The sequence below is a fragment of the Pseudoxanthomonas kalamensis DSM 18571 genome (genome assembly GCF_010211745.1).
GTDB lineage: Bacteria > Pseudomonadota > Gammaproteobacteria > Xanthomonadales > Xanthomonadaceae > Pseudoxanthomonas_A > Pseudoxanthomonas_A kalamensis.
Map to the genome: position 1 here is coordinate 13,503 of NZ_PDWQ01000003.1, position 22,105 is coordinate 35,607.

General features: G+C 63.2%; 19 protein-coding genes, 1 tRNA gene and 1 pseudogene. 10 read left to right on the forward strand and 11 right to left on the reverse strand.

The genetic code is table 11. The features are described 5' to 3' along the window. Positions 1-308 precede the first annotated feature (308 nt). Together CSC70_RS06490 and CSC70_RS06495 are read right to left on the reverse strand one after the other, a co-directional pair. Complete coding sequence (locus CSC70_RS06490) at positions 309-2,702, reverse strand: TonB-dependent receptor (protein ID WP_162455872.1); 2,394 nt, start codon at positions 2,700-2,702, stop codon at positions 309-311. A 95-nt stretch (positions 2,703-2,797) separates the two neighbouring features. After that, positions 2,798-5,617 carry a M14 family metallopeptidase gene (locus CSC70_RS06495; protein WP_211369441.1) on the reverse strand — a complete coding sequence of 940 codons (2,820 nt, stop codon included), beginning with the start codon at positions 5,615-5,617 and terminating at the stop codon, positions 2,798-2,800. Between the two features lie 542 nt (positions 5,618-6,159). Between CSC70_RS06495 and CSC70_RS06500 the strand changes: the two genes are divergently transcribed. Both CSC70_RS06500 and CSC70_RS06505 read left to right on the forward strand, forming a co-directional pair. Continuing rightward, positions 6,160-6,639 carry a cupin domain-containing protein gene (locus CSC70_RS06500; RefSeq protein ID WP_162456241.1) on the forward strand — a complete coding sequence of 160 codons (480 nt, stop codon included), beginning with the start codon at positions 6,160-6,162 and terminating at the stop codon, positions 6,637-6,639. A 211-nt stretch (positions 6,640-6,850) separates the two neighbouring features. Then, a complete protein-coding gene (locus CSC70_RS06505) occupies positions 6,851-7,774 on the forward strand; it encodes a TraB/GumN family protein (protein ID WP_246189341.1) in 924 nt (307 codons plus the stop codon). A gap of 1 nt (position 7,775) precedes the next feature. On the opposite strand, the gene dxs is transcribed toward CSC70_RS06505, so the two are convergent. From dxs to CSC70_RS06530, 5 genes are all read right to left on the reverse strand, one after another. Continuing rightward, positions 7,776-9,686 carry a 1-deoxy-D-xylulose-5-phosphate synthase gene (gene dxs, locus CSC70_RS06510; protein ID WP_162455874.1) on the reverse strand — a complete coding sequence of 637 codons (1,911 nt, stop codon included), beginning with the start codon at positions 9,684-9,686 and terminating at the stop codon, positions 7,776-7,778. Between the two features lie 157 nt (positions 9,687-9,843). After that, complete coding sequence (locus tag CSC70_RS06515; RefSeq protein WP_162455875.1) at positions 9,844-10,503, reverse strand: HNH endonuclease; 660 nt, start codon at positions 10,501-10,503, stop codon at positions 9,844-9,846. A gap of 109 nt (positions 10,504-10,612) precedes the next feature. Continuing rightward, positions 10,613-12,403, reverse strand: a complete 1,791-nt coding sequence (locus tag CSC70_RS06520; RefSeq protein ID WP_162455876.1) for an acyl-CoA dehydrogenase C-terminal domain-containing protein — start codon at positions 12,401-12,403, stop codon at positions 10,613-10,615. 116 nt (positions 12,404-12,519) lie between these two features. Further along, entirely contained in the window at positions 12,520-12,996 is a 477-nt protein-coding gene (locus tag CSC70_RS06525) for an LEA/WHy family protein (protein WP_162455877.1), read from the reverse strand. A 134-nt stretch (positions 12,997-13,130) separates the two neighbouring features. Then, positions 13,131-13,206: transfer RNA gene (locus CSC70_RS06530), tRNA-Phe, on the reverse strand. Positions 13,207-13,378: 172 nt separating this feature from the next. Here CSC70_RS06530 and CSC70_RS06535 point away from each other — a divergent pair. Continuing rightward, complete coding sequence (locus tag CSC70_RS06535) at positions 13,379-13,825, forward strand: DUF6491 family protein (RefSeq protein WP_162455878.1); 447 nt, start codon at positions 13,379-13,381, stop codon at positions 13,823-13,825. 12 nt (positions 13,826-13,837) lie between these two features. Here the strand turns inward: CSC70_RS06535 and CSC70_RS06540 are convergent, their stop codons facing one another. From CSC70_RS06540 to ftsY, 3 genes are read right to left on the reverse strand one after another with little or no spacing between them, the layout of a single operon-like run. After that, positions 13,838-14,107: an oxidative damage protection protein gene (locus CSC70_RS06540; RefSeq protein ID WP_162455879.1), complete on the reverse strand. Its 270-nt coding sequence runs from the start codon at positions 14,105-14,107 to the stop codon at positions 13,838-13,840. A 1-nt stretch (position 14,108) separates the two neighbouring features. Next, on the reverse strand, positions 14,109-15,182 hold the full coding sequence (mutY, locus tag CSC70_RS06545) for an A/G-specific adenine glycosylase (protein ID WP_162455880.1): 1,074 nt from the start codon (positions 15,180-15,182) through the stop codon (positions 14,109-14,111). A 14-nt stretch (positions 15,183-15,196) separates the two neighbouring features. After that, complete coding sequence (gene ftsY / locus CSC70_RS06550; RefSeq protein ID WP_425501541.1) at positions 15,197-16,510, reverse strand: signal recognition particle-docking protein FtsY; 1,314 nt, start codon at positions 16,508-16,510, stop codon at positions 15,197-15,199. Here ftsY and rsmD point away from each other — a divergent pair. The 7 genes and pseudogenes from rsmD (at position 16,406) to CSC70_RS06585 (ending at position 21,374) form a co-directional block, all read left to right on the forward strand. Continuing rightward, positions 16,406-16,933, forward strand: a complete 528-nt coding sequence (gene rsmD, locus CSC70_RS06555; protein WP_425501542.1) for a 16S rRNA (guanine(966)-N(2))-methyltransferase RsmD — start codon at positions 16,406-16,408, stop codon at positions 16,931-16,933. The genes ftsY and rsmD overlap by 105 nt on opposite strands. A 35-nt stretch (positions 16,934-16,968) precedes the next feature. Then, positions 16,969-17,472 (forward strand): pantetheine-phosphate adenylyltransferase, encoded by a 504-nt coding sequence (gene coaD / locus CSC70_RS06560; protein ID WP_162455883.1) that lies wholly within the window; start codon positions 16,969-16,971, stop codon positions 17,470-17,472. A 49-nt stretch (positions 17,473-17,521) separates the two neighbouring features. Then, on the forward strand, positions 17,522-18,016 hold the full coding sequence (locus tag CSC70_RS06565) for a hypothetical protein (protein ID WP_162455884.1): 495 nt from the start codon (positions 17,522-17,524) through the stop codon (positions 18,014-18,016). A 46-nt stretch (positions 18,017-18,062) separates the two neighbouring features. Continuing rightward, positions 18,063-18,317 carry a YfhL family 4Fe-4S dicluster ferredoxin gene (locus CSC70_RS06570; protein WP_162455885.1) on the forward strand — a complete coding sequence of 85 codons (255 nt, stop codon included), beginning with the start codon at positions 18,063-18,065 and terminating at the stop codon, positions 18,315-18,317. A gap of 116 nt (positions 18,318-18,433) precedes the next feature. Beyond that, a pseudogene (gene ggt, locus CSC70_RS06575) lies at positions 18,434-20,089 on the forward strand (gamma-glutamyltransferase); the annotation flags it as partial. Then, positions 20,086-20,487, forward strand: a complete 402-nt coding sequence (locus CSC70_RS06580) for an MAPEG family protein (RefSeq protein ID WP_162455886.1) — start codon at positions 20,086-20,088, stop codon at positions 20,485-20,487. The pseudogene ggt and the gene CSC70_RS06580, both read left to right, overlap by 4 nt. Further along, positions 20,484-21,374, forward strand: coding sequence for an MBL fold metallo-hydrolase (locus CSC70_RS06585; RefSeq protein WP_162455887.1), 891 nt, complete (start codon positions 20,484-20,486; stop codon positions 21,372-21,374). Before CSC70_RS06580 ends, CSC70_RS06585 begins: the two co-directional genes overlap by 4 nt. A 19-nt stretch (positions 21,375-21,393) precedes the next feature. On the opposite strand, the gene upp is transcribed toward CSC70_RS06585, so the two are convergent. Further along, a complete protein-coding gene (gene upp / locus CSC70_RS06590) occupies positions 21,394-22,026 on the reverse strand; it encodes a uracil phosphoribosyltransferase (protein WP_162455888.1) in 633 nt (210 codons plus the stop codon). Positions 22,027-22,105: the final 79 nt, after the last annotated feature.

Consider the following 22,105-nt stretch of genomic DNA (forward strand, 5'->3'; position numbering starts at 1 on the left):
CTGGATCATATGTGTAAAGCCTGACTGGACGCCGACAATCCCATGCCAGATTGAAAGCGCCTCCACGCGAAACTCCGGATGTGAGTGATTCTTTGGTGGCCTGGAGTGCAAGCTGGGCCTGCACTCCAGGCAAGGCTGCGTGTCTGACTCAAAATTCGATGGGCTGGTGCAATCTTTGCATGGGCATTTATTTGAATCTCGTTGGAGGTTACATCTGCGAAATCATCCAAGCGGAGAGGTGAATGATCACGAAGGAGCAAATATGATCAGTGCAGCCTCACATCAAAGTAGTGCTGAATTCATTCTGATCAACGGAAATTCATGCGCAAGGTGACGCCGACAGTGCGCGGGCGCAGGGTCATGACTTCATCCGGGTCGGCGGTAGTGCTGGAACTGGTGATGATGCCCGCCTTGTCCAACAGGTTGTTCACATACAGGTACAGCGACCAACTGCCGGAGGACTCGATGCCTGTGCGCAAATTCACGGTCGTGTAGTCTCCCACCACGTCATTGTTCGGGTCCGCCGGATCGAAATAGGTATAGCTTTTCCCTACGAAAGCCAAGTCAAAGCGCGCCATGCCATAGTAGCCGCTATCGGCAATCGGCCAGTTGTAGCTGACACCTGCTGCGCCGGAGAATTCAGGCACGTATTGCAAACGGTCGCCAGCATGGCCGGTGGTGGTGGTTTCCTGCATCTGTGGGTTGAATTGGTCCTCGACCAGCTTCGCGTCGAGATAGGTCGCCATTGCATTGATGGTCAGTCCCGGAATTGGACGTACCAAGCCTTCCAGTTCTAGGCCCCGGATACGGGCGGCGCCAGCATTGCCGATGTAGCCGAATGCCGAGCCGCCACTGCCGCTGACGCCATATCGACCAGATACCTGCATATTGTCCCAGTCGATCTGATAGAGCGAGACATTGACCTGTGCGCGGTTATCCCAGAATTCGGTCTTGACCCCGGTCTCGTAGTTCCATACTTCATCCGGTTGGTAGGCTTCCAGTTCCTTCGGCAAACCTGGGACATTGTTGATTCCACCAGGGCGGAAGCCACTACCTGCGGTGACATAGCCCATGATTTCCGGTGTGAATTTGTAGCTTGCATTGAACTTGTGCAGGAAGCCACTGGCACTGGCATCCACCTCGGTGTAGTCGCCCGCGTAGGATGCGGTAATATAGTTCGACAGCCATACTTGGCCATAGACCATCTTGTCGTAGTCGTAGCGCCTGATGCCATAAGTCAGGTCCAGCTTGTCGGTTGCGCTCCAGGTGGCTTCACCGAAAAACGCTGTCTGAGTCAGGTCGGTGCCCACGTGGCGCCATGCAGACAGGTCATAGGCAAATGTTTCATTGGTGTAGGGCACTGAAGTGTAGCCACTCACGCTCTTTCCCGTGACTGGATTTCCAAGGGCCACAGTGCTTTCCACATTATCGTTCCGGATCTCGTGGTAGATACCAACTGTCCACGCCAGCTTGTCATTGAATGACAGTCCGCTCAGACGGGATTCGTAGTTGCGTGATCTCAGCGTCATTGGCTGGCGCAAGGTGCTCGGCAGGCGGCTATCGGCATAGGCGGTGTACTCGGTCATATAGCTCGAGCCGGCCGCACAGTCATCGACAGTTATATTCGCCCCGAATTCACGATTGTGATAATTCATGCAGCGCGTTGCATTGGTGCGCAGGCCGCGCAAGGTGGAGGTATAATCGCCGTTGCGCAGGAGCTCCCATTTGTAATACGACGCTGCAGTTGTCCATTCGGCAAAACCTAGATCCCACTTGAGGGTGGCATTGAACAGGTTCATGTCATCAAAGGTTGTTTCCTCCATTTCATTGTCTGAATTGTATTCCCCATCGCCGAGTTTCCAGCTATTTCCGCCAAGTTGCTCGGTACGCTGGTAGATGGTGGATACATCCAGGGTGATGGCTTCGCTCGGGGTAAGCCGAAGCATGAAACGACCGCCCTTGCTGTTCAAATCATTGACGTCCTCTTTGCCCATCCCGTTGTACAGGACTGTGTTGTCGATGTAGCCAGCGCGCTCTGACTTGTACACCACGGCACGTGCTGCAAAAATATCTTCTTTCAAGGGGACATTGACCATGGCCTTGGCCTGGATACTCGGATCGCCGGCATCCTTGGTTTTAGAAAAATCCAAGTCGAATGCGCCTTCGTACGCGGTGGAGTCAGGCTTGTTGTAGATCATGCGAATGGTGCCACCCATCGAGCCTGATCCGTACAAAGTTCCTTGAGGTCCGCGCAACACCTCTACTTGCTGCACATCGAACAGATCCATGTCTGCCACTGTGCCACTGGCATCTTGTGAAGTTCCCGCAGGACCGGATAGTGGCGTTTCATCATAATAGACGCCAACAGTCGGTTCGCCGGTGGCGCGAATACCACGCACCGTGACACGCCGTGAGCTTGGCGAGTCCCCCTGAATCTGAAGGCTTGGCACTGTGCGGAAATAATCTTGGAAGCTTACTGCACCCATCTGTTTGATGGTTTCGCCATCGACCGCGCTTATTGCCAGAGGGGTTTCCTGCAGGTTGGTTGTGCGCTTCAGTGCTGTAACACTGATAGTGTCCAGAGTGGCAGCTTCACTGGCTCTGCTCTCTGTTTGCTGTTCTTGAGCAAAGGCATTCCCTGCAGACATGGCCAAAAGGATGAGTCCGATCGAGCGGGAAAGGCTGGAGTTGCGAACTTTCATCTGGAAATCCTCTAAATTGGGTCAAAGCCCCCCTGCAAGCGGCATCCGGAGATGCCGCCATATGACTATTGGGGAAATCGGGGTAAGAGTCGGAACTACTGCGTTTCTATGTCATACAGGCTGTTGAACAGCAGCTTGTAGCCACCATGCATTTGGGTACGGAACGTGATGTCTGTGCTGAACAAGTACACTTGGCCCTTCCCGACAGGTGCCTGCGCGCCGATCACACCATTTTCCAGGTACTGCTGCCCCCATGCCCAGCCGCTGCGCAGGGGCTTGTTTGTATTGAATTTAAGCAAGGCGTTGGCTGGAGAGTTGCTGTTGATCTTGAATACGGGCGAGCGCGACATTTTTCCATCCGCGTAGTACAAATCCACCTCTTCGCCCAATCCCCACGTTGCCGGGGCATTTGATGCGACGGTAGCTTTTAGGATGCTGCCGGGGATGTAGATTTCGGTGTTCTTCAACGCTTCCTTCTTTCCGTCGACATTCTTGACTAGATAATCGGACAAGCCGATATCCAGGTAATAGGCCAGATTGGTCGAAGACCCTTCGGCAATCACTGTGCCGCCCTGTTCCATGAATTGTTTGAGTGAATCTGCCGATTTCTCCGTCATTTCGCCTAGCCGGTCGCGAAACTTCACCGGCACGCGCGATTCATCCACAGGAGGGCCCCATGAAAATGACTCGCTTTTCCCGTCTCCTGCGCCCGGTAGGGGCAACTTGATATCGGAGGGCATGAGTACCACGTCAAACTTTGACCTGAGCTTACCGGCATCAATCTGCTGCGGAAACAGCACGGTATACTCAAAGCCGAATTCCTCCAGAATCTTGCGATTCCAGCCCGAGGGCATTGAACCTCCGTATTTGTCTACCAAGGCAATGCGAGGAGCCTTTACTGCAATGGTCGGCGATGGGCAGTCCATGCCTCTCACGTCCACACCAGTGGATGCGGCCAGATCCGCGATGCTGTCGGCCTTGGTTGCGGGCACCACGAAGCTGCCTGCATCAAGGCCGGAAGAGGTCGAAGTCAGGCGTGACACTGTTGCGCCTGCTGCCAGCAGTTTGTTTGCAAGCAGAAAGGAGTCATTCATCTTCGGAGAAAACACGTAACAGGCGCCGCTCCCGATCACCTTGCCAGGCTCTGCTACCTGCAATTCTCCATAGGGTAGTCGATGCGTTTTAGCCGTGAAGCCGTCAAGGACACGATCGAACTTCACGCCCATCTGATAAGCCAAGGTCCAGCCTGCGGAGTCATACGGTGCAATCGGTGGGCCTCCGGGATACTCGAAGTCATTAGGGTGATTCTGAGGTTCGAACATGTCGAGTATGTGCGGCCGAAACGACTGCGCGGTTCGGACTATGTAGGAACCTGCCGGGTAGCTCTTTCCATTCAGGCTGAATGTCGCATCAGCCACTTCGACGCCTACGCCTGATTTGATAAGCGCGTTGAGGAATTTTTTCGCGGTATTGAAGTCCGCTTGGTCTGATGGAATCACGTAAGCGCGTGGATCGCGTTGATCAGGCTCTTCCACCTGGTCATATTCTTCGATTGTCAGAGGCTTTGCCCGATAGCGTGTCATGGCGCTATCCGCGCCGCTTGCGGTTCTGTTCCTGTCGGCCATCATCGCCTTGAACGTATCCATGCGATTCGGATTGAAGGTCCATGTGTCCTTGCTTCCTTTTGAAATGGATTCCTGGCCCATGCGCCATATTCCAAGCAACAATTCATCCTTGTTTTTAGAAGCAAAATCCAATACTGCCCAGTTGGCAGTCAGGCTGTAGTCAATGGATTGGCGGAAATGCCACTTCTGGGGCCTGATTGGCAATGGCAGATCCGTGCTGGGTACCTGCTTGTCTGGCACGAAACCAATTTCGGTGGGGGTCGGGTTGCCCCAGATTTCGGTGAGCAGACCGATCATGTTGTGGAAATAGGGCGTCGTGCGCTGGCCGCCATTCCACCATGCCGAATAAAAGTGTCCGTTGCGAGCGATGGCGCCGCCCTTTCCTTCGGCTATGTAGCGCCCCATTATTGCAGCGCCAGTTTTCTCTAGGTCGTTAACTATTCCAGGATTGATGTTGTAGTTCACCGGATTGCGCCAAGGCGGAATTGCGATGACGGTACCGGTAGGTGAAGTTTGATGGTGGTTGTACATTATTTGGGGAAACCACTGAAGGTACAGAACCTTGCTCATGTTTGTGGTTTCATCTAGGGAGTTCATGTACGCATCGCGGTTGTTGTCATGCCCCGCCCAGTAATGATAAAGCGTGGGGATCGGGTCCAGGACGCGCTTTTCTTTTACCGGCTCGCGCATATACCAGTTACTGACCAACTCATGACCATCCGGATTTGCATGTACCAGCAAGACAATCGTATTGTCCAGGAAATAGCGCATTTCCTCATCGTTGCGCGAGGCTATTTGATATATGGTTTCGATGAGCTGATGTGTTCCCACGGTCTCCGTGGAGTGCAGCCCGCCATCTATCCATACGATGGCCTTGCCTTCCTTGGCCAGCATCTTGGCCTGTTCTTCTGATACACCTTCTGCCCGTGCCAGCTTTTCAGATATCTGCCGGTACTTTTCCAGGTTCTTCAGATTCTCTGGTGATGAGGCAATCACCATGTACTGGCGACGGCCTTCTGAGGTGGGGCCAATATCTACAAGTTTTAGCCGATCAGACTCCGAGGTAATATTCTCGAAGAATTTTACGGTGTCTGTATAGTTGGTTAGCTGGTAGTCGTCACCAATATTGAATCCAAATACGGACTTCGGAGGAGAGATGCCTGTCGCAAGCAAAGGAAGCGGCATGGCGCTGCTGATAAGCAATGCCAGAGATATCGCAGCTTTCTGTTTTCCATGGCGCAGAATAAATCTGGATGGCGGCCGCCGTTGGGATTTTTTCATTCTGCGCATGTTGTCATTATCCTTTGTAAATGAAAATTTGGTGGGTGTGGTTTTCTAGTGCAGGTCATCCTTGTTGCATAGATAGAATGTACCTATGAATTACTCCATTTTTGTGATTCCTGTACATGGACTGCAAGTATCGAAGGTGGTGAATTCGACGCTATTCCTCTGATTCAATGTTCATCAGCTCTTCTCTAATGTGTGATTGGATTGCAGGCAACATAATGTTTGTCTTTTTGTGGTCTTTGGGCGTAAAGTCCCGACCGCGCGCATGATGAGCCGCGCACGGGGTTATTCATAATCCTGTTATTGCCACAAGCTTGACGGCGAGCGTTAATGAAACACTTCCCTGTGGCTTGCTTATCTTTTGCCGCACTGCGTCATTTAAGTCAAGATGTCGCGCTGGCAGATGAAAGATTTTTAATCTGGCGATCCATGTAATATATGTATTGATGCGGCAGGCATCACACTTTCTTTGTTTTCGAGTGCAACTAGGATTCGACTATGGTGGAGAGCGGGTTCAACTCCGCCTTGGTTTCTGTCAAGACAGTATGTCGGCACGAGCAGTCGAACTGATCACTTCGTTGCAACTGCAAACGCATCCGGAAGGCGGCTGGTACCGGCGCGTGTACAGCGATGCCGAGCAGGTCTGCGTGAACGGCCTTCTGCGCCCGGCGCGTACGGCGATCCTGTACTTGCTGCGGGCCGGGGAATGCGGCCAGTGGCACCGAATCGATGCCGAGGAACGATGGGCCTGGCGCGAGGGCGCCGGGTTGGAACTGCTGCAGTTCGATCCGGCGAGAAAGGGAGCGGGCTTCTTGCAGCGCTTGCATCTGGCTCCGGACACGATGCACACGGTTCCGGCCGGTGCATGGCAGCTGGCGCGCCCGTTGGGCGAGTTCGTGCTGGTCGAATGCACGGTGACGCCCGGATTCGTCTGGGAGGGTTTTGAGCTGCTGGACCCGCAGGCACCGCTGACGGACTGGTTGCGCGAGCAGGAGACAGCTGAATCGAATCGATCCGGGGCTTGACCGCAGGCTGAACCCTGCGCGCGTTGTAGTGGCTGTCCGCAAGGCGGGGCGGAGATACTTGGCGGATTCGAACTGCAGAGAGTCCGAGATGTCCACAAAGCCGTTGCTGCTGGTGATGCTGTTGTCTGTCGTCCTGCCGGCGCTGGCGCAGGATGGCGAATCGCAGGTCGCTCCTGCGCCGGATGCGGCAACGGATGGCCCGGTGATCGACATGGACACGATCGTGGTCAGTGGCACGCAGCCGGGGCCGGGATTATGGAAGGTGTCCAAAGGGGATCATGTGCTGTGGATCCTCGGCACCGTTTCGCCACTGCCGGGCGGGATCGAATGGAAGTCCGACGAGGTCCGCGCGGTGCTCGAGCAGGCCGACCAGATATTGGCTTCTCCCGGTGTGTCTTTCGGTGCGGACATCGGCTTCTTTCGCGGCCTGATGCTGGCACCTTCGGCGATGAAGGCGATGAAGAATCCCGGGGGCGAGACCTTGCAGGAATTGCTGCCGGCGGAAACCTATGCACGCTGGGCGGCGCTGAAGCAGCGTTACATCGGCAAGGATCGCGGGATCGAGAAGAAGCGGCCGTTCATCGCCGCCGAAGAGTTGTACGGGAAGGCGGTAAAGCGTTCCGGGCTGGGCGGTCGCGTGATTTCGTCGGTGATCGACGACGTGCTCAAGCGCAGGAAGATGGAATACACGACGACCGTACTCAAGATCTCTGTCGAAGACCCCAGGCAGGCGATTGCCGACTTCCGTCAGGAACAATCCACGGAGCGGGAGGTGGCGTGCATGTCGGAGGTGCTGGACACGGTCGAACGCGATCTGCCGAAGGTGATCGCGCGCGCCAATGCCTGGGCGAGCGGCGACCTGCAGGCGCTGGGCGAGTTGCCGCTGACGGAACGCAAGTCGTGCTGGGCGGCCTGGGCCGAGTCCGAGACGATGCGCAAGCGCGGCATCGGCAATGTGGCGGAGCAGGTGAAGGCACACTGGCTGGGGATCGCGGAAAAGGCGCTGGCGGAGAATCACAGCACGTTCGCGATGTTGCCGATATCGCGGCTGCTCGCGGCGGACGGCTATCTGGCCGATCTGGCGGCCAAAGGCTATGCGGTCGAAGCGCCGTACGGGGTGCCGGAGTTCGACTGAATCAGCCGGCGACGCTGCGCGCGCCGTCGGCGGCAGGCAGCAGGTCCGGCCAGCGCTGCACGACCGAAGCGCGGATGCCGGCGGCGTCGATGCGGGCTTCGGCCAGCAAGTCCTCGCGGCTGGCATGGTGCTGGAAGGCGTCGGGCAGGCCCAGGTGCAGCACCGGCAGGCGGACGCCTTCGGCATTGAGCAGTTCGGCCACGCCGGAACCCGCACCGCCGGCGACCACGTTGTCCTCGACGGTGACGAAGCCGGCATGGGTCCGGGCCAGTTCCAGCAACAGGTCGCGGTCCAGCGGCTTGACGAAGCGCATGTTGACCACGGTCAGTCCCAGTTCGTGGCCGACCTGTTCCGCGGCGGCCACGGTGGCGCCGAAAGCAAGCAGGGCGACGCCGCTGCCGTGCCGGCGCAGTTGCGCCTTGCCGACGGGCAACGTGTCCAGCGTCGCTTCGACGGCCGCGCCGGGGCCAGTGCCGCGCGGATAGCGCACCGCGGCCGGACCGATGTGGCGCAGACCGGTGCTGAGCATCTGCCGGCATTCGTTCTCGTCGGCCGGGGCCATCACCAGCATGTTGGGCACGCAGCGCAGGTAGCTGAGGTCGAGATTGCCGGCGTGGGTGGCGCCGTCCGGGCCGACCACGCCGCCGCGATCGATGGCGAACAGCACGTCCAGGTCCTGGATGGCGACGTCGTGCACCAGCTGGTCGTAGCCGCGCTGCAGGAAGGTGGAGTAAATGGCCACGACCGGCTTGGCGCCTTCGCAGGCCATGCCGGCGGCCAGGGTGACCGCATGCTGTTCGGCAATCGCCACGTCGTAGTAGCGCTGCGGGTATTCCTTCGAGAAGCGCACCAGGCCCGAGCCTTCGCGCATGGCCGGGGTAATGCCCAGCAGCTTCGGTTCGGCGGCGGCCATGTCGCACAGCCAGTCGCCGAACACGTCGGTGTAGGTGGGCTTCTTCGCCCCGGCCTTGCCGACCACGCCCTTGGCCGGGTCGAACGGGCCGACCGCGTGGTAGCCGATCTGGTCGCCTTCGGCCAGTTCGTAGCCCTTGCCCTTAGTGGTCAGGATGTGCAGCAACTGCGGGCCCTTGAGCGTCTTCAGCGTCTTCAGCGCGGCGACCAACGCCTCGACGTCGTGGCCGTCGATCGGGCCGGTGTAGTGGAAACCCATCTGCTCGAACAGCGTGGACGGCACGAACATGCCCTTCCAGTGCTCTTCCCAGCGGCGCATGAAGCGTGCCGGCGGCTTCTTCTTGTCGCCCAGCAGCTTCTTGCCGCCTTCGCGCAGCGCGTTCAGTGTGCGGCTGCTGCTCAGACGTCCTAGCATCTTGGTCAGGCCGCCGACGTTTTCGGAAATCGACATCTGGTTGTCGTTGAGGACGACCAGCAGGTTCGGCTCCGGCTCCATGCCGCCGGCGTGGTTCAGCGCCTCGAAGGCCATGCCGGCGGTCATCGCGCCGTCGCCGATCACCGCCACCACGTTGCGCTCGTCGCCGTTCTGCGCCAGCGCTACGGCCATGCCGAGTGCGGCGGAGATCGAGGTGGAGGAGTGGCCGACGCCGAAGGTGTCGTATTCGCTTTCCTCGCGCTTCGGGAACGGTGCCACGCCATCCTTCTGCTTGACCGTGTGGATGCTGTCGCGGCGGCCAGTCAGGATCTTGTGCGGATAGGTCTGGTGGCCGACATCCCAGACCAGGCGGTCGCGCGGGGTGTCGTACAGGTAGTGCAGGGCCACGGTCAGCTCGATCACGCCCAGCCCGGCGCCGAAGTGGCCACCACTGCGGCCGACCGACTCGATCAGGTAGCCGCGCAGTTCCTCGGCGATGGCTGGCAGCTCGGCTTCGTCGAACTGGCGCAGGTCGACCGGCGTCTGGATGCGGAACAGTCGGGGGTAGCGGGAGGAGTCGATCATCGGGCTGCAACGGGTCTGGCCCGCCATTTTCCCCCTCTTGCATGAAGCGGGGCAAGCAAACCGGTGAAGTCGGGGCGAAGCCGGCCGGGCCGCGGATTGGTCGACATCGGTGCTGGCGGCGGCTGCGCGCCGGGATGGCTCGGCCGGAGTCGGTGATTCAGACCGCCGACCGCCTGCGGTTTCTGGGCAGGTGGGCCTTCAGGAAGGCCATCTGGTCGGCGAGGATGTTGCGGTTGGACAGGATCAGGTGCTCGATCCAGCTGGGCCGGTACGGCACAGCCAGCAGCGGCATGTTGGCCTGCTGCGGGGTGCGGTTGCTCTTGCGCGAATTGCAGTGGAAGCAGGCGCTGACCACGTTCTCCCAGACGTCGCGGCCGCCCTTGGACAGCGGCATCACGTGGTCGCGGGTCAGGTGAGGGCGGCTGAACTCGTTGCCGCAGTACAGGCACAGATGGGCGTCGCGGGCGAACAGCGCGGTATTGGTCAGCGCCGGGGTCGGCGACAGCGCCGAACTGCGCGCACTGCCGCGCGAGGCGACGATCGGGTGCAGCTCGATGATGCTTTGCTCGCCGCTGAGGCGGTTGATTCCGCCATGCACGCGCAGGCAGGGTTCGCCGAGGGTCCAGGCCACCGCGTCGCGGGCGTACAGGCAGGTCGCGTCCTGCCAGTTGATCCAGTCGAGCACGCGCCCGTGCGCATCCAGCGACAGCAGCCTGACGCTGGGAGGGCGGCGATGCAGGGAGGAAAAGGAGACCGTGGCCGGGGATTGCGCGCCTCCGGCGTGGACCGACTGAAGCTGAGCTGTGTCTGCCTCCATCGGGGAGACAGGTTATACCCAAATTCTTGCAGTTTGTGAACGAAATGGGCGGCGATGCGTCGGAGACCGGCAACGACGGCCGGTTTGCCAGCCGTCGCGGGCGGGGAACTCAGTCCCCGAAACGTTCCTCGGCCATCGCCATCAGCGGTTCGGCGCCGGCTTCGATCACCGCCTTGTGCGCCAGCGTGCGCGGCAGCATGCGCGCGTAGTAGAAGCGCGCGGTTTCCAGCTTGGACTGCCTGAAGGCCTCGCCCTGCGCCGACGCATTGGCCGCGGCGACGCTGCGCGCCCACCAGTAGGCCAGCACCACGTAGCCGGAGTAGAACAGGTAGTCGGTGCTGGCGGCGCCGATTTCCTCGGGGTTGTTCGCCGCACGCTGCAGGATGCCGGTGGTCAGGGCGGACCATTCAGCGGCCTTGGCTTGCAGCGGCGCGATGAACTCGGCCAGCGCCGGGTCGCCTTCGTGCGCTTTGGCGAACTCCTCGATCAGGCCGAGGAACAGCTTGAGGCCGGCGCCCTGGGTCGAGGCGGTCTTGCGCCCGATCAGGTCGAGCGACTGGATGCCGGTGGTGCCTTCGTACAACGTGGTGATGCGCGCATCACGTGCCAGCTGCTCGATGCCGTGCTCGTGGATGTAGCCGTGCCCGCCGAAGCACTGGACCGCGTTGTAGGTGTTCTCGATGCTCCACTCGGTCTGGCAGCCCTTCGAGATCGGGGTCAGGAAGCTGACCAGGGTTTCCGCGCGCTCGCGTTCGGCCGGGTCCGGCGAGTGGTGGGCCACGTCCAGCAGCGAATAGGCGTGCAGCGAAAGCAGGCGACCGCCTTCCACCAGCGATTTCTGCGCCAGCAGCATGCGGCGCACGTCGGGGTGGACGATGATCGGGTCGGCGGGTTTTTCCGGCAGCTTCGGTCCGGACAGCGAGCGCGTCTGCAGGCGTTCGCGCGCATAGCGCAGCGCGTTCTGGTAGGCGCGTTCGCTCAGCCCCAGTCCCTGCACGCCGACGCCCAGACGCGCCGAGTTCATCATCACGAACATCGCCTGCAGGCCTTTGTGCGGCTCGCCGACCAGCCAGCCCTGGGCGCCGTCGAAGTTCATCACGCAGGTGGCCGAGCCATGGATGCCCATCTTGTGCTCGATGGCGCCGCAGCGCAGCGCGTTGCGTTCGCCCATCGCGCCGTCCTTGCCGACCTTGAACTTGGGGGTCACGAACAGCGAGATGCCTTTCGGCCCGGGTGGCGCGTCCGGCAACCGTGCCAGCACCAGGTGGACGATGTTCGGTACCAGGTCGTGCTCGCCGGCGGTGATGAAGATCTTGGTGCCGGTGATCGAATGACTGCCGTCGGCGTTGGGTTCGGCACGCGTCTTCAGCAGGCCCAGGTCAGTGCCGGCGTGCGGCTCGGTCAGGCACATGGTGCCGGTCCAGCGGCCATCGACCAGCGGTTTCAGGAATACCTCCTTCTGCCAGTCCTGGCCGTAGCGCTTGAGCGCCTCGACCGCGCCGTGAGAGAGCATCGGGAAATTGCCCCAAGCCAGGTTGGCCGCATCGACCATTTCGGTCAGCACCCCGCCCAGTACCATCGGCATGCCCATGCCACCGTATTCGGGTTCGTCGGTCAGCCCGGTCCAGCCGCCTTCCACGAACTGGTCGAAAGCCTGCTTGAAGCCCGGTGGCGGGGTGACGTCGCCGCTGTCCTTGTCGTACTTGCAGCCGATGTCGTCGCCGACCGCGTTGAGCGGGGCCAGCACCGTTTCGTTGAAGCGCGCCGCCTCGTCGAGGATCGCATCGACGACATCGCGACTGGCCTCGGAAAAACCGAGTTCGGCGAACTGCTTTTCGACGCCCAGCACGTCGTACAGGGCGAAGCGGAGGTCGGTCAACGGGGCTTTGTAGGTGCTCATCAGTGGTGTTTCCCGTGGGTTCGGAATTCGAGATGGCGAACGCGCGGCGTCCGCGACACCATTAGCATACTACGGCGTATGGTGTGGCGGTGTTGCGCTGCCGCAAGCGGGAGGGTTCAGCGCAGGACGCCGTCCAGGCCGGGAGCCGGATTCAGGGTATTGCGGGCATCGACCTCGAACTCGCGCGACTTGGCGTCTTCGGGCGTAGCGCTCAGGGTACCGGCCAGCGCGTAGCCCAGCGGCCTGCGGCCGGCCAGCGCATCGGCCACGGCGATCCGGCCCGCCGAGGTCGGAGTGAACGCCAGACTGGTCACGTCGGCCGATTCCGGGCCGATCGAGATGGCGGGGGAGCCCTGCAGGCGTCCGGCGTCCTGGCCTCCGGCCGACACCGCCAGGTCCAGGCTGTCGAAACGCATCGGGATGCTGCTGTAGTTCTGCAGGCGCAGATCCAGCTTCCAGCTGCCGTCGGCGTTGACCGTCAGTTGCTGGATGCTGACCGCCGGCGGCGACACCCGACGCACCGGGCCGCCGCTGCAGGCGGTCAGGGCCAGTCCGAGCAACAGGAAGGAGACGATCAGTCCGCGTCGCTGCATGTTTCCGCTTCCGAGGATGGCAAGGCGGCTAGGGTACTACGGGGTCCATCGGCCGGAGCCGGCGAACTGTGGCAAGCGGGCGGCGCACGAAAAAGCCCGCGGCAGGCGCGGGCTTCGCAAGCGATTGATCGATATGGTGGCCAGGGAGGGAATCGAACCCCCGACACAGGGATTTTCAATCCCTTGCTCTACCAACTGAGCTACCTGGCCGAATTTCGCCGCAGACCGGCAGGGCGGCCGCGAAAGAGGCGGAATGATACGGATGCGGCTGCGGTTCGGCAAGCCGGATTGATGCTGAACGCACGAACGCGGCCAGCGTGCCCGGACTTCCGGTAGCGGGCATGATGGGCGCATTACCCGTGACACCGGCGATGGAATTCCCATGAAACAGATGCTTCTGCTGTTGTCGGTCCTGCTGCTGGGCGCCTGCGCCAGCGATTCCCGACTGAGCACCGATGAGAAGCTGTCGCTGTACCGCGCTCATGCCGGCGCCGAGGTCGGCAGTTTCCGCTACACCGGCAGCCTGAGCGGCTGGACGCCGCTGGGCGACAGCGCGCTGGCGGTGTGGACCCGGCCGAACGAGGCCTACCTGCTCGAATTCGGCGGCCCCTGCCAGGATCTGGGATACGCGCCGGCGATCAGCATCAGCAGCCAGTCCGGTCGGGTCTCGGCCCGCTTCGACAAGGTCAACGTGCTCGGCGTCAGCGGCGGCATCCGCATTCCCTGCCATATCCAGAGCATCCGCGAACTGGACAGCAAGGCGCTGAAGCAGGCCGAGAGCGAAATGCGCGAAGCCAAGTCGGAGGAGCGGCAGGCCGAAGCAGGCTGACCGCGGGCGACGTCAATCCTGCGGGACGTAGCCGGCCGGCGCTTCGGCATCGCGTTCGAACAGGAATTTGACCATCTGCTCTTCAAGGAAGGCGCGATGCTGTGGGTCGCGCGGCGATAGCCGGTTCTCGTTGATCAGCATGGTCTGATGCGCCAGCCACGCGGCCCAGGCCGGCTTGCCGATGTGTTCGAACACGCGCTTGCCCAGTTCGCCGGGCCAGGGCACGAAATCCAGTCCTTCGGCTTGCTGTTGCGAGTATTGGCAGAACACGGTGCGCGGCATGTCAGGATTCCAGCAGTTTGCGGATAGGCGCCGGCAGGCCCAGCGACGCCAGTGCGTCGCGCGATACCCAGCGCAGGTCGTCATTGTCGCGCACCGCGGCGCGCGACACGAGCTTGCGCAATCGCAGCGGCCGCAGGTGCAGGCGGTAATGGCTGAAGGTGTGTACGAGGACTGGCAGTTCCTCGGCCGCGTCGTAGTCGCCGCGCAGGTGCGTGGCGAACCAGTCGCGCATCGCCGCGTCGGTCTCGGCCTGCGGCAGGGTCCATAGCGAGGCCCAGATGCCGGCCGGCGGACGTCGCTGCAGCAGCAGTTCGCCGCTTGCGTTCTCCAGCCACAGCGCGGTGGCCTCGCGCTCCGGCAGGACCTTGGCCGGACGTGGCGTCGGCAGGGCACCGACCCGTCCGCTGCGCAAGGCAACGCAGTCGCTGCGCAGCGGGCAGGCATTGCAGTCCGGCTTGCCGCGCGTGCACAGCAGGGCGCCGAAATCCATCTGCGCCTGGGTGTAGTCGGCGATACGGCGGATGGGCACCAGGCGGACGTGTTCTTCCGCCAGCTGCCACAGGCGCTTTTCCGCCGCGGGCGTGCCGGGCCAGCCGTCGATGCCGTGAAAGCGCGCCAGCACGCGCTTGACGTTGCCGTCCAGGATCGGGAAGCGTTCGCCCCAGGCCTGGGCGAGGATCGCGCCGGCGGTGCTGCGGCCGATGCCGGGCAGGGCCAGCAGGGCGTCGAAATCGCGCGGCAGTTCGCTGTCGTGCAGTTCCACGCAGCGACGGGCGGCGGCATGCAGGTTGCGGGCGCGGGCGTAGTAGCCCAGCCCGGCCCAGTGCGCCATCACATCGTCGGTCGAGGCACGGGCCAGTGCGGCGATGTCGGGAAAGCGCTCGACGAAGCGCAGGAAGTACGGGACGACCGTGGCTACCTGGGTCTGCTGCAGCATGATTTCCGACAGCCACACGCGATATGGTGTGCGCGGATGCTGCCAGGGCAGATCGTGGCGGCCGTGACGGCCGAACCAGCGCAACAGGCGGCGGGCGAATGTCGTCGCAGAAGCGGCGTCAGCCGCGGCCGGAGGCATGGTGATCGCGGCCCTTACGCCGCCCCGGCCGGGGAACCCAGCGCCTCTGGCAGCAGGGCATCGACGAAGGCTTCGGCGTCGAACACGCGCAGGTCCTCGGGTTGCTCGCCGATGCCGGCGTAGCGGATCGGGATACCGAATTCGCGCGCCAGCGCGAACACCACGCCGCCCTTGGCGCTGCCGTCCAGCTTGGTCACCACCAGCCCGGTCACTCCGACCGCGGCATGGAACTGGCGCAGTTGCGACAGGGCGTTCTGGCCGGTGGTGCCGTCGATGACCATCAGCACCTCGTGCGGCGCGGTCGGGTCCAGCTTGCCCAGCACGCGGCGGATCTTGCCCAGTTCGGCCATCAGCCCGGCCTGGGTATGCAGACGGCCGGCGGTGTCGGCGATCAGCACCTCGGTGCCGCGCGCCTTGGCCGCCTGCAGGGCGTCGAAGGCAACGGACGCAGGATCGGCATCCTGACCCTGGGCGATCACGGTCACGCCGTTGCGCTCGCCCCAGGCCTGCAGCTGGGCCACCGCAGCGGCGCGGAAGGTATCGCCGGCGGCCAGCATCAGCGGGCGGCCTTCGTCCTTGTAGCGTCGGGCCAGCTTGCCGATGGTGGTGGTCTTGCCGACGCCGTTGACGCCGACGGTCAGGATCACGAACGGGCGCGCCGAGGCATCGATGGCCAGCGGTTGCGCCACCGGCCGTAGCAGGGCGACCAGATCGGCGCGCAGCGCGGCCAGCAAAGCATTGGCGTCGGCGAACTCGCGCGCCTTCATCCGCTTGCGCAGGTCCTCGACCAGGGCGGTGGTGGCCGGCACGCCGACATCGGCGGTGATCAGCGCGGTTTCGATCTCGTCGAGCAGATCGTCGTCCAGCCTGGGATTGCGCGAGAACAGTCCGCCGAAGGTGCGGGAAAAGGCGCTGCCGCGCAGGCGCTCGCGCCAGGACGCACGTGCAGGCACCGCCGGATCGGCCGCAAGGGCCGGTTCGCTTGGCGCTTCCAGTGGCATGTCTTCGGTCTGGGTGGCTTCCGTGGGCGTGTCCACGGCCGGCGGCGGCGCCGGTTCGGCGGGTGCATCGGGTTTCTTGCGGCGGAACCAGCTGACCATGGCGTCGGAATGGCGGAAAATGCACGCGATGGTATCACCGACCTCATTCACGAACCGATGAACCGGCGCCCGGCGAGCGGCGGTTCCGTGCGCATCATCGGTGGTCGCTGGCGCGGCACCCGGCTGGCCGTAGCGGACCGTCCCGGGCTGCGTCCCAGCAGCGACCGCGTGCGCGAAACGTTGTTCAACTGGCTGATGCCGGCGTTGCCCGGTGCGCGCGTGCTGGATCTGTTCGCCGGCACAGGCGCGCTGGGCCTGGAGGCGGTGTCGCGCGGCGCGCGCGAGGCGGTGCTGGTCGAACGCGATCCGGTGCTGGCCGCGGCGTTGCGCGACAGCGTGCAGCGGCTGGCGGCGCAGGACCAAGTCGCGGTGGTGCAGGCCGATTCGCCGGCGTGGCTGTCGCAGCGACAGGGGGAGAGTTTCGATATCGCTTTCGTCGACCCACCATTCGAGGCGTCGCTGTGGCAACCGGCCCTGGCGGCGTTGCTGCCGCAAATGGCAGACGAGGGCTGGATCCATGTCGAGTCGCCGCCGGAAAGGTTGCCAGTGTTACCTGTCGACTGGATGCTGCACCGCGAGGGTCGCACGCGCGAGGTCCGCTACGCGCTGTATCGCCGGAATGCCGCCGCCCCCGGCGGGGATGGCTCTTGATACACTGCCGGGCAATGCAAGAGGACGGCTCCTGAATGAGCGTGGCGCGCAACCGTGTTGCGGTGTATCCGGGCACCTTCGACCCGATCACCAACGGGCATGTCGACCTGGTCGATCGTGCCGCGCCGTTGTTCGAGCGGGTGGTGCTGGGCGTGGCCGCCAGCCCCGGCAAGGGGCCGACCCTGCCGATCGAGTTGCGGGTGTCGCTGGCGCAGGAGGCGCTGGGCCGCCACGCCAATGTCGAGGTTCGCGGTTTCGATACCTTGCTGGCGGATTTCGTCCGTTCGGTCAACGGCGGCGTGTTGCTGCGCGGCCTGCGCGCGGTATCCGACTTCGAATACGAATTCCAGATGGCCAGCATGAACCGTCACCTCATCCCCGAGGTGGAGACGCTGTTCCTGACTCCGGCCGAACAGTACGGCTTCATTTCCTCGTCGCTGGTGCGCGAAATCGCGCGCCTGGGCGGCGACGTTTCCGGCTTCGTGCCGCACGGCGTAGTCGCCGCGCTGCAGAAGGAATGGAAACTCGGCACCAGCTGAAAACCCCATCCCCACACTCATCCATCTGCACCATCCGGAGGGAGCCACCATGAAAACCGCGAAATACCTGCTGTTGATCGCCTGCCTCGTCCTGCCATTCACTGCCTGCAAGAAGCACGATGCCGCGGCAATGGCCGAAGCCGAAGACGTGCCGTTGAGCGTGCCCGCCACCGATGGCGATACCGAATGGAAGGCCTACCTGCAGGACGTGGTCACCCGCAACATGGGCAAGATCACCAACAGCCCGTTCCTGTACTACCTGCCCTCGCAATCCGATCCCGAGTTCGAGGCCAAGTACGAGCGCCAGCTCGACCAGGCCAAACTGGCGATGGCCCGCGGCATCGTCGGCGGCAACCTGATCGCCTTCGGTTCGCCGGAATCGGCAAGGATGGCCGACATCGCCGTCGCTTCGTTCGCTGAAGTGCCGGCCGACACCATGAAGGGTGTGCGCGTGCTGTTCATCGGCAAGGCCGAGGACAACGAACGCGTGCAGGCGGCGTTGACCCCGTCCGGCGTCGATTACGTGTTTGTCGAGGCCAAGTAAGCTCCCGTCGCTGCCCCGGGATGCCGGGGCGGTGGCCGACTCCCCCATGTCGCTGAAGATCAACTCACTCTGCATCAATTGCGATGTCTGCGAGCCGGCCTGTCCCAACCAGGCCATCTCGATGGGCGAGACGATCTACGTGATCGATCCGATGCGCTGCACCGAATGCGTCGGCCACCACGACGAGCCGCAATGCGTGGCCGTGTGCCCGGTCGAGTGCATCGATCCGGACCCCGAATACCCGGAAACGGAAACGCAGCTGCTGGACAAGCTGCATCGCCTGCAACAGGAAGCCGCATGAAACCGAAGATCACACTGGGCACGGCGCTGGCCGTGCTGCTGGCATCGCTGGCGTCGCTGTCGATGGATGTCGCCGCACGCGAATCGCGCGGCGTAGAACAGGCGCCGACCGTGCAGGCGCAACATCCGCCCGGCGCGGTGGTCGCCTCGGCGCATGCGCTGGCCACCGATGCCGGCATGCAGATCCTGCAGCAAGGCGGCAACGCTTTCGACGCGGCAGTGGCGGTGTCCTCGACGCTCGGCGTGGTCGAGCCGATCAGTTCCGGCTTGGGCGGCGGCGGCCTGTTCCTGCTGCACGACGCCGGCAGCGGCAAGGACATCTTCCTGGACGCGCGCGAATACGCGCCGGAATCGGCCACCCCGGACAAGTTCCTGGACAATGCCGGCAACCTCGACCCGGACAAGGCCCGGAACGGTCCGTGGTCGGCCGGCATTCCCGGCCTGCCGGCGATGCTGGTCGAACTGGCGGACAAGCACGGACGCCTGCCGCTGAAGCAGTCGTTGGCGCCGGCGATCCGGATTGCCGAGGAGGGCTTCCCGGTGTATGCACGGATGGCCAGCGGTTATGCGCGCCGCGCCGAAGTGATGCGCCGCTATCCGGGCACACGCGAGGTGTACGAGCGCGACGGCAAACCGATCGCCGAGGGCGACATCTTCCGCCAGCCCGAACTGGCGCACACGCTGCGCCTGCTGGGCGAACACGGTTTCGACGGCTTCTACAAGGGTGAAACGGCGAACAAGCTGATTGCCGGCGTCAAGCAGGCCGGTGGCCGCTGGACGCCGGAGGAACTGGCCGCGTACCGGGTCAAGCAGCGCGAGCCGATCCGCTTCGACTACCATGGCTGGCAGGTCACCACCGCACCGCCGGTGTCTTCCGGCGGCATCGCCCTGGCCGAGATGCTGCAGATTCTCGAGCCGTACGACTTGCAGGACATGGACCAGGCGCACCGGGTGCATCTGATCGTCGAGTCGATGCGCCGCGCCTTCCGCGATCGCACCTTCTTCCTCGGCGACCCGGACTTCACCGACATTCCGCAGGACGTGCTGACCAGCCGCGATTACGCGCAGGGCTTGCGCGCCACCATCCATCCGGACAAAGCGACGCCGAGCGATCTGCTGTCGGGCAAGCAAACGCCGCTGGAGGACGAGGAAACCACCCACTTCTCGATCATCGACGGCGAAGGCAACCGGGTTTCCGCCACGCAGACGGTCAACCTGCTGTACGGCTCGGGCCTGATTCCGAAGGGCACCGGTGTGCTGCTCAACGACGAGATGGATGATTTCGCCCTGAAGCCGGGCACGCCGAACGCATTCGGGGTGATGGGCTACGCGGCCAACGCGCCGAAGCCGGGCAAGCGCATGCTCAGCTCGATGACGCCGACCTTCATGGAGTCGGCCGACAAGGTGGCGGTGCTGGGCACCCCGGGCGGCAGCCGCATCATCACCATGGTCCTGCTGGGCGTGCTGGGCTACGACGCCGGCCTGTCGGCGCAGGACGTCGCGGCGCTGCCGCGTTTCCACCATCAGTGGATGCCGGATGTGGTCGAAGCCGAGGCGGATGCGATCTCGCCCGAAGCGGTGCGGACGCTGACCGAGATGGGGCACCAGATCGTCGGCGCCGGTGGCGGCACGCTCGGTTCCAGCCACCCGTGGGGCAACCTGCAGACGGTGGAATGGGACAAGCGCAGCAATACGCTGTCGGCCGGCAGCGATCCGCGCAATCCGGTCGGCAAGGGTGAGGTGTGGTCGACGCCGGCGGGGGCGAATCCGTGAGGATCAGCCTGTTCATTGCCTGCTTGCACGTGCTGTTGTTCGTGCTGCTGTCGATGCGGGTGGTGCTGTACCGCTTTCGCAAACGCATCGGCATCGGCGAGGGTGCCGACCGCGAGTTGCACAAGCGCATCCGCGTGCATGCCAATTTCGCCGAATACGTGCCGTTGGCGCTGCTGCTGCTGATGCTGCTGGAAGCGGCCGGGGTCGGTGAATGCTGGATCTGGGGTTATGGTCTGACCCTGTTGGTCGCGCGAGTGCTGCATGCGCTTGGGCTGGGACGCAGCAGCGCAACGTCGTTGCCACGTTTTCTGGGCGCTCTGACCACGTTCGTGCTGCTGCTGGCGATGGCGTTGCACGGCCTGTTGCACTGGCACGGCATCGGTTGGGCGGGCGCATGAAACTCTGGTCGATCATCGGCAATTCGCAGAAGCTCGACGGCGGGGCGATGTTCGGCAATGCACCGCGGGCGATGTGGGAACGCTGGGCGCCACCGGACGAACAGAACCGGATCTCGCTGGCCTGCCGGGCCTTGCTGGTCAGTCCGCTGAACGGCAAGACGGTGCTGTTCGAGACCGGCATTGGTGCGTTCTTCGAGCCGAAGCTGCGCGAGCGCTACGGCGTGCAGGAGCCGCAGCATGTGCTGCTGGATTCGCTGCGCGCGGCCGGATTCGAACACACCGACATCGACGTGGTGGTGCTGAGCCACCTGCATTTCGACCATGCCGGCGGCCTGTTGGCGCCGTGGCGCGAAGGCAGTGCGCCGGAGCTGCTGTTTCCCAACGCGACCTTCGTGGTCGGCGCCCGCCACTGGCAACGCGCCTGCAAGCCGCATTCGCGAGATCGCGCCAGTTTCATTCCCGAACTGCCCGGACTGTTGCAGGACAGCGGCCGGCTGGAGCTGGTCGAAGGCGAGCATTCGCGGGCGCTTGGCGAGGCGGTGCGGTTTTCCTTCAGCGACGGCCATACGCCGGGGCTAATGCTGGCCGAAGTCGTCGGACCTTCGCAGGTGGAAGGGCAGGCGCATGGCGGCGTGGCGTTCTGCGCCGACCTGATCCCGGGGCGGTTCTGGGTGCATGTGCCGATCACGATGGGTTACGACCGCTGCGCCGAGACCCTGATCGACGAGAAGCGTGCGTTCCTGGAAGACAAGCTGACGCGCGAGGTGCGCCTGTTCTTCACCCACGACACCGATTGTGCGCTGGCCCGGGTCGTCTGCGACGAAAAGGGGCGTTTCGGTACCGAACACGAACTGGCGGAACTGCATGCCAGGCCGCTGACGGACTGATCGCCACCGCTCGACGGCATCATTCGATGCGGGTGCCGAAGATGCGGTCGCCGGCGTCGCCGAGGCCGGGCAGGATGTAGCCGTGCTCGTTGAGATGGTCGTCGATGGCGGCGGTGTAGACCTGCATGTCCGGGTGCGCGCGTTCCAGCGCGGCCAGACCTTCCGGCGCGGCGACCAGGAAGATGCCCTTGATCCGGCGCGCGCCGGCGCGCTTAAGCATGTCGATGGTGGCGATCAGGGTGCCGCCGGTGGCCAGCATCGGGTCCAGGATCAGCGCATCGCGCTCGTCCAGGCGCCCGGTCAGGCGCTCGAAATAAGGCACCGGTTGCAGGGTTTCCTCGTCGCGCTGCAGGCCGACCACGCTGACCTTGGCCGCCGGAATCAGCGCCAGCACGCCCGGCAGCATCCCCAGCCCCGCGCGCAGGATCGGCACCACGGTGATCTTCGCCCCGGCGATCCGGCGCACCGGCACCTCGCCGGCCCAGCCCTGCTGGATGGCGGGTTCGGTTTCCAGGTCGGCAGTGGCCTCGTAGGCCAGCAGAGTGCCCAGCTCGGTGACCAGTTCGCGGAAGCCCTTGGTGCTGAGCGAGGCGTCGCGCAGCAGGCCGATCTTGTGCTGCACCAGCGGGTGACGGACTTCGACGATGTTCATGGGCGATCCCCGGTTCGATGACCGAAGTGTGCACCAGAGCGGGCGGCTGCTCAAAGAAGAAGCCGGCTTGCGCCGGCTT

What these genes read in the sequence shown, in the direction of transcription:
- CSC70_RS06535 (WP_162455878.1), top strand. Translation starts at nt 13,379, where the DNA reads ATGAAACAGATGCTTCTGCTGTTGTCGGTCCTGCTGCTGGGCGCCTGC.
- coaD (WP_162455883.1), top strand. Translation starts at nt 16,969, where the DNA reads ATGAGCGTGGCGCGCAACCGTGTTGCGGTGTATCCGGGCACCTTCGAC.
- dxs (WP_162455874.1), bottom strand. Translation starts at nt 9,686, where the DNA reads ATGATCGACTCCTCCCGCTACCCCCGACTGTTCCGCATCCAGACGCCG.
- CSC70_RS06520 (WP_162455876.1), bottom strand. Translation starts at nt 12,403, where the DNA reads ATGAGCACCTACAAAGCCCCGTTGACCGACCTCCGCTTCGCCCTGTAC.
- CSC70_RS06540 (WP_162455879.1), bottom strand. Translation starts at nt 14,107, where the DNA reads ATGCCGCGCACCGTGTTCTGCCAATACTCGCAACAGCAAGCCGAAGGA.
- CSC70_RS06500 (WP_162456241.1), top strand. Translation starts at nt 6,160, where the DNA reads ATGTCGGCACGAGCAGTCGAACTGATCACTTCGTTGCAACTGCAAACG.
- CSC70_RS06495 (WP_211369441.1), bottom strand. Translation starts at nt 5,617, where the DNA reads ATGCGCAGAATGAAAAAATCCCAACGGCGGCCGCCATCCAGATTTATT.
- CSC70_RS06570 (WP_162455885.1), top strand. Translation starts at nt 18,063, where the DNA reads ATGTCGCTGAAGATCAACTCACTCTGCATCAATTGCGATGTCTGCGAG.
- CSC70_RS06505 (WP_246189341.1), top strand. Translation starts at nt 6,851, where the DNA reads ATGGACACGATCGTGGTCAGTGGCACGCAGCCGGGGCCGGGATTATGG.
- mutY (WP_162455880.1), bottom strand. Translation starts at nt 15,182, where the DNA reads ATGCCTCCGGCCGCGGCTGACGCCGCTTCTGCGACGACATTCGCCCGC.
- CSC70_RS06490 (WP_162455872.1), bottom strand. Translation starts at nt 2,702, where the DNA reads ATGAAAGTTCGCAACTCCAGCCTTTCCCGCTCGATCGGACTCATCCTT.
- upp (WP_162455888.1), bottom strand. Translation starts at nt 22,026, where the DNA reads ATGAACATCGTCGAAGTCCGTCACCCGCTGGTGCAGCACAAGATCGGC.
- CSC70_RS06565 (WP_162455884.1), top strand. Translation starts at nt 17,522, where the DNA reads ATGAAAACCGCGAAATACCTGCTGTTGATCGCCTGCCTCGTCCTGCCA.
- CSC70_RS06525 (WP_162455877.1), bottom strand. Translation starts at nt 12,996, where the DNA reads ATGCAGCGACGCGGACTGATCGTCTCCTTCCTGTTGCTCGGACTGGCC.
- CSC70_RS06585 (WP_162455887.1), top strand. Translation starts at nt 20,484, where the DNA reads ATGAAACTCTGGTCGATCATCGGCAATTCGCAGAAGCTCGACGGCGGG.
- CSC70_RS06515 (WP_162455875.1), bottom strand. Translation starts at nt 10,503, where the DNA reads ATGGAGGCAGACACAGCTCAGCTTCAGTCGGTCCACGCCGGAGGCGCG.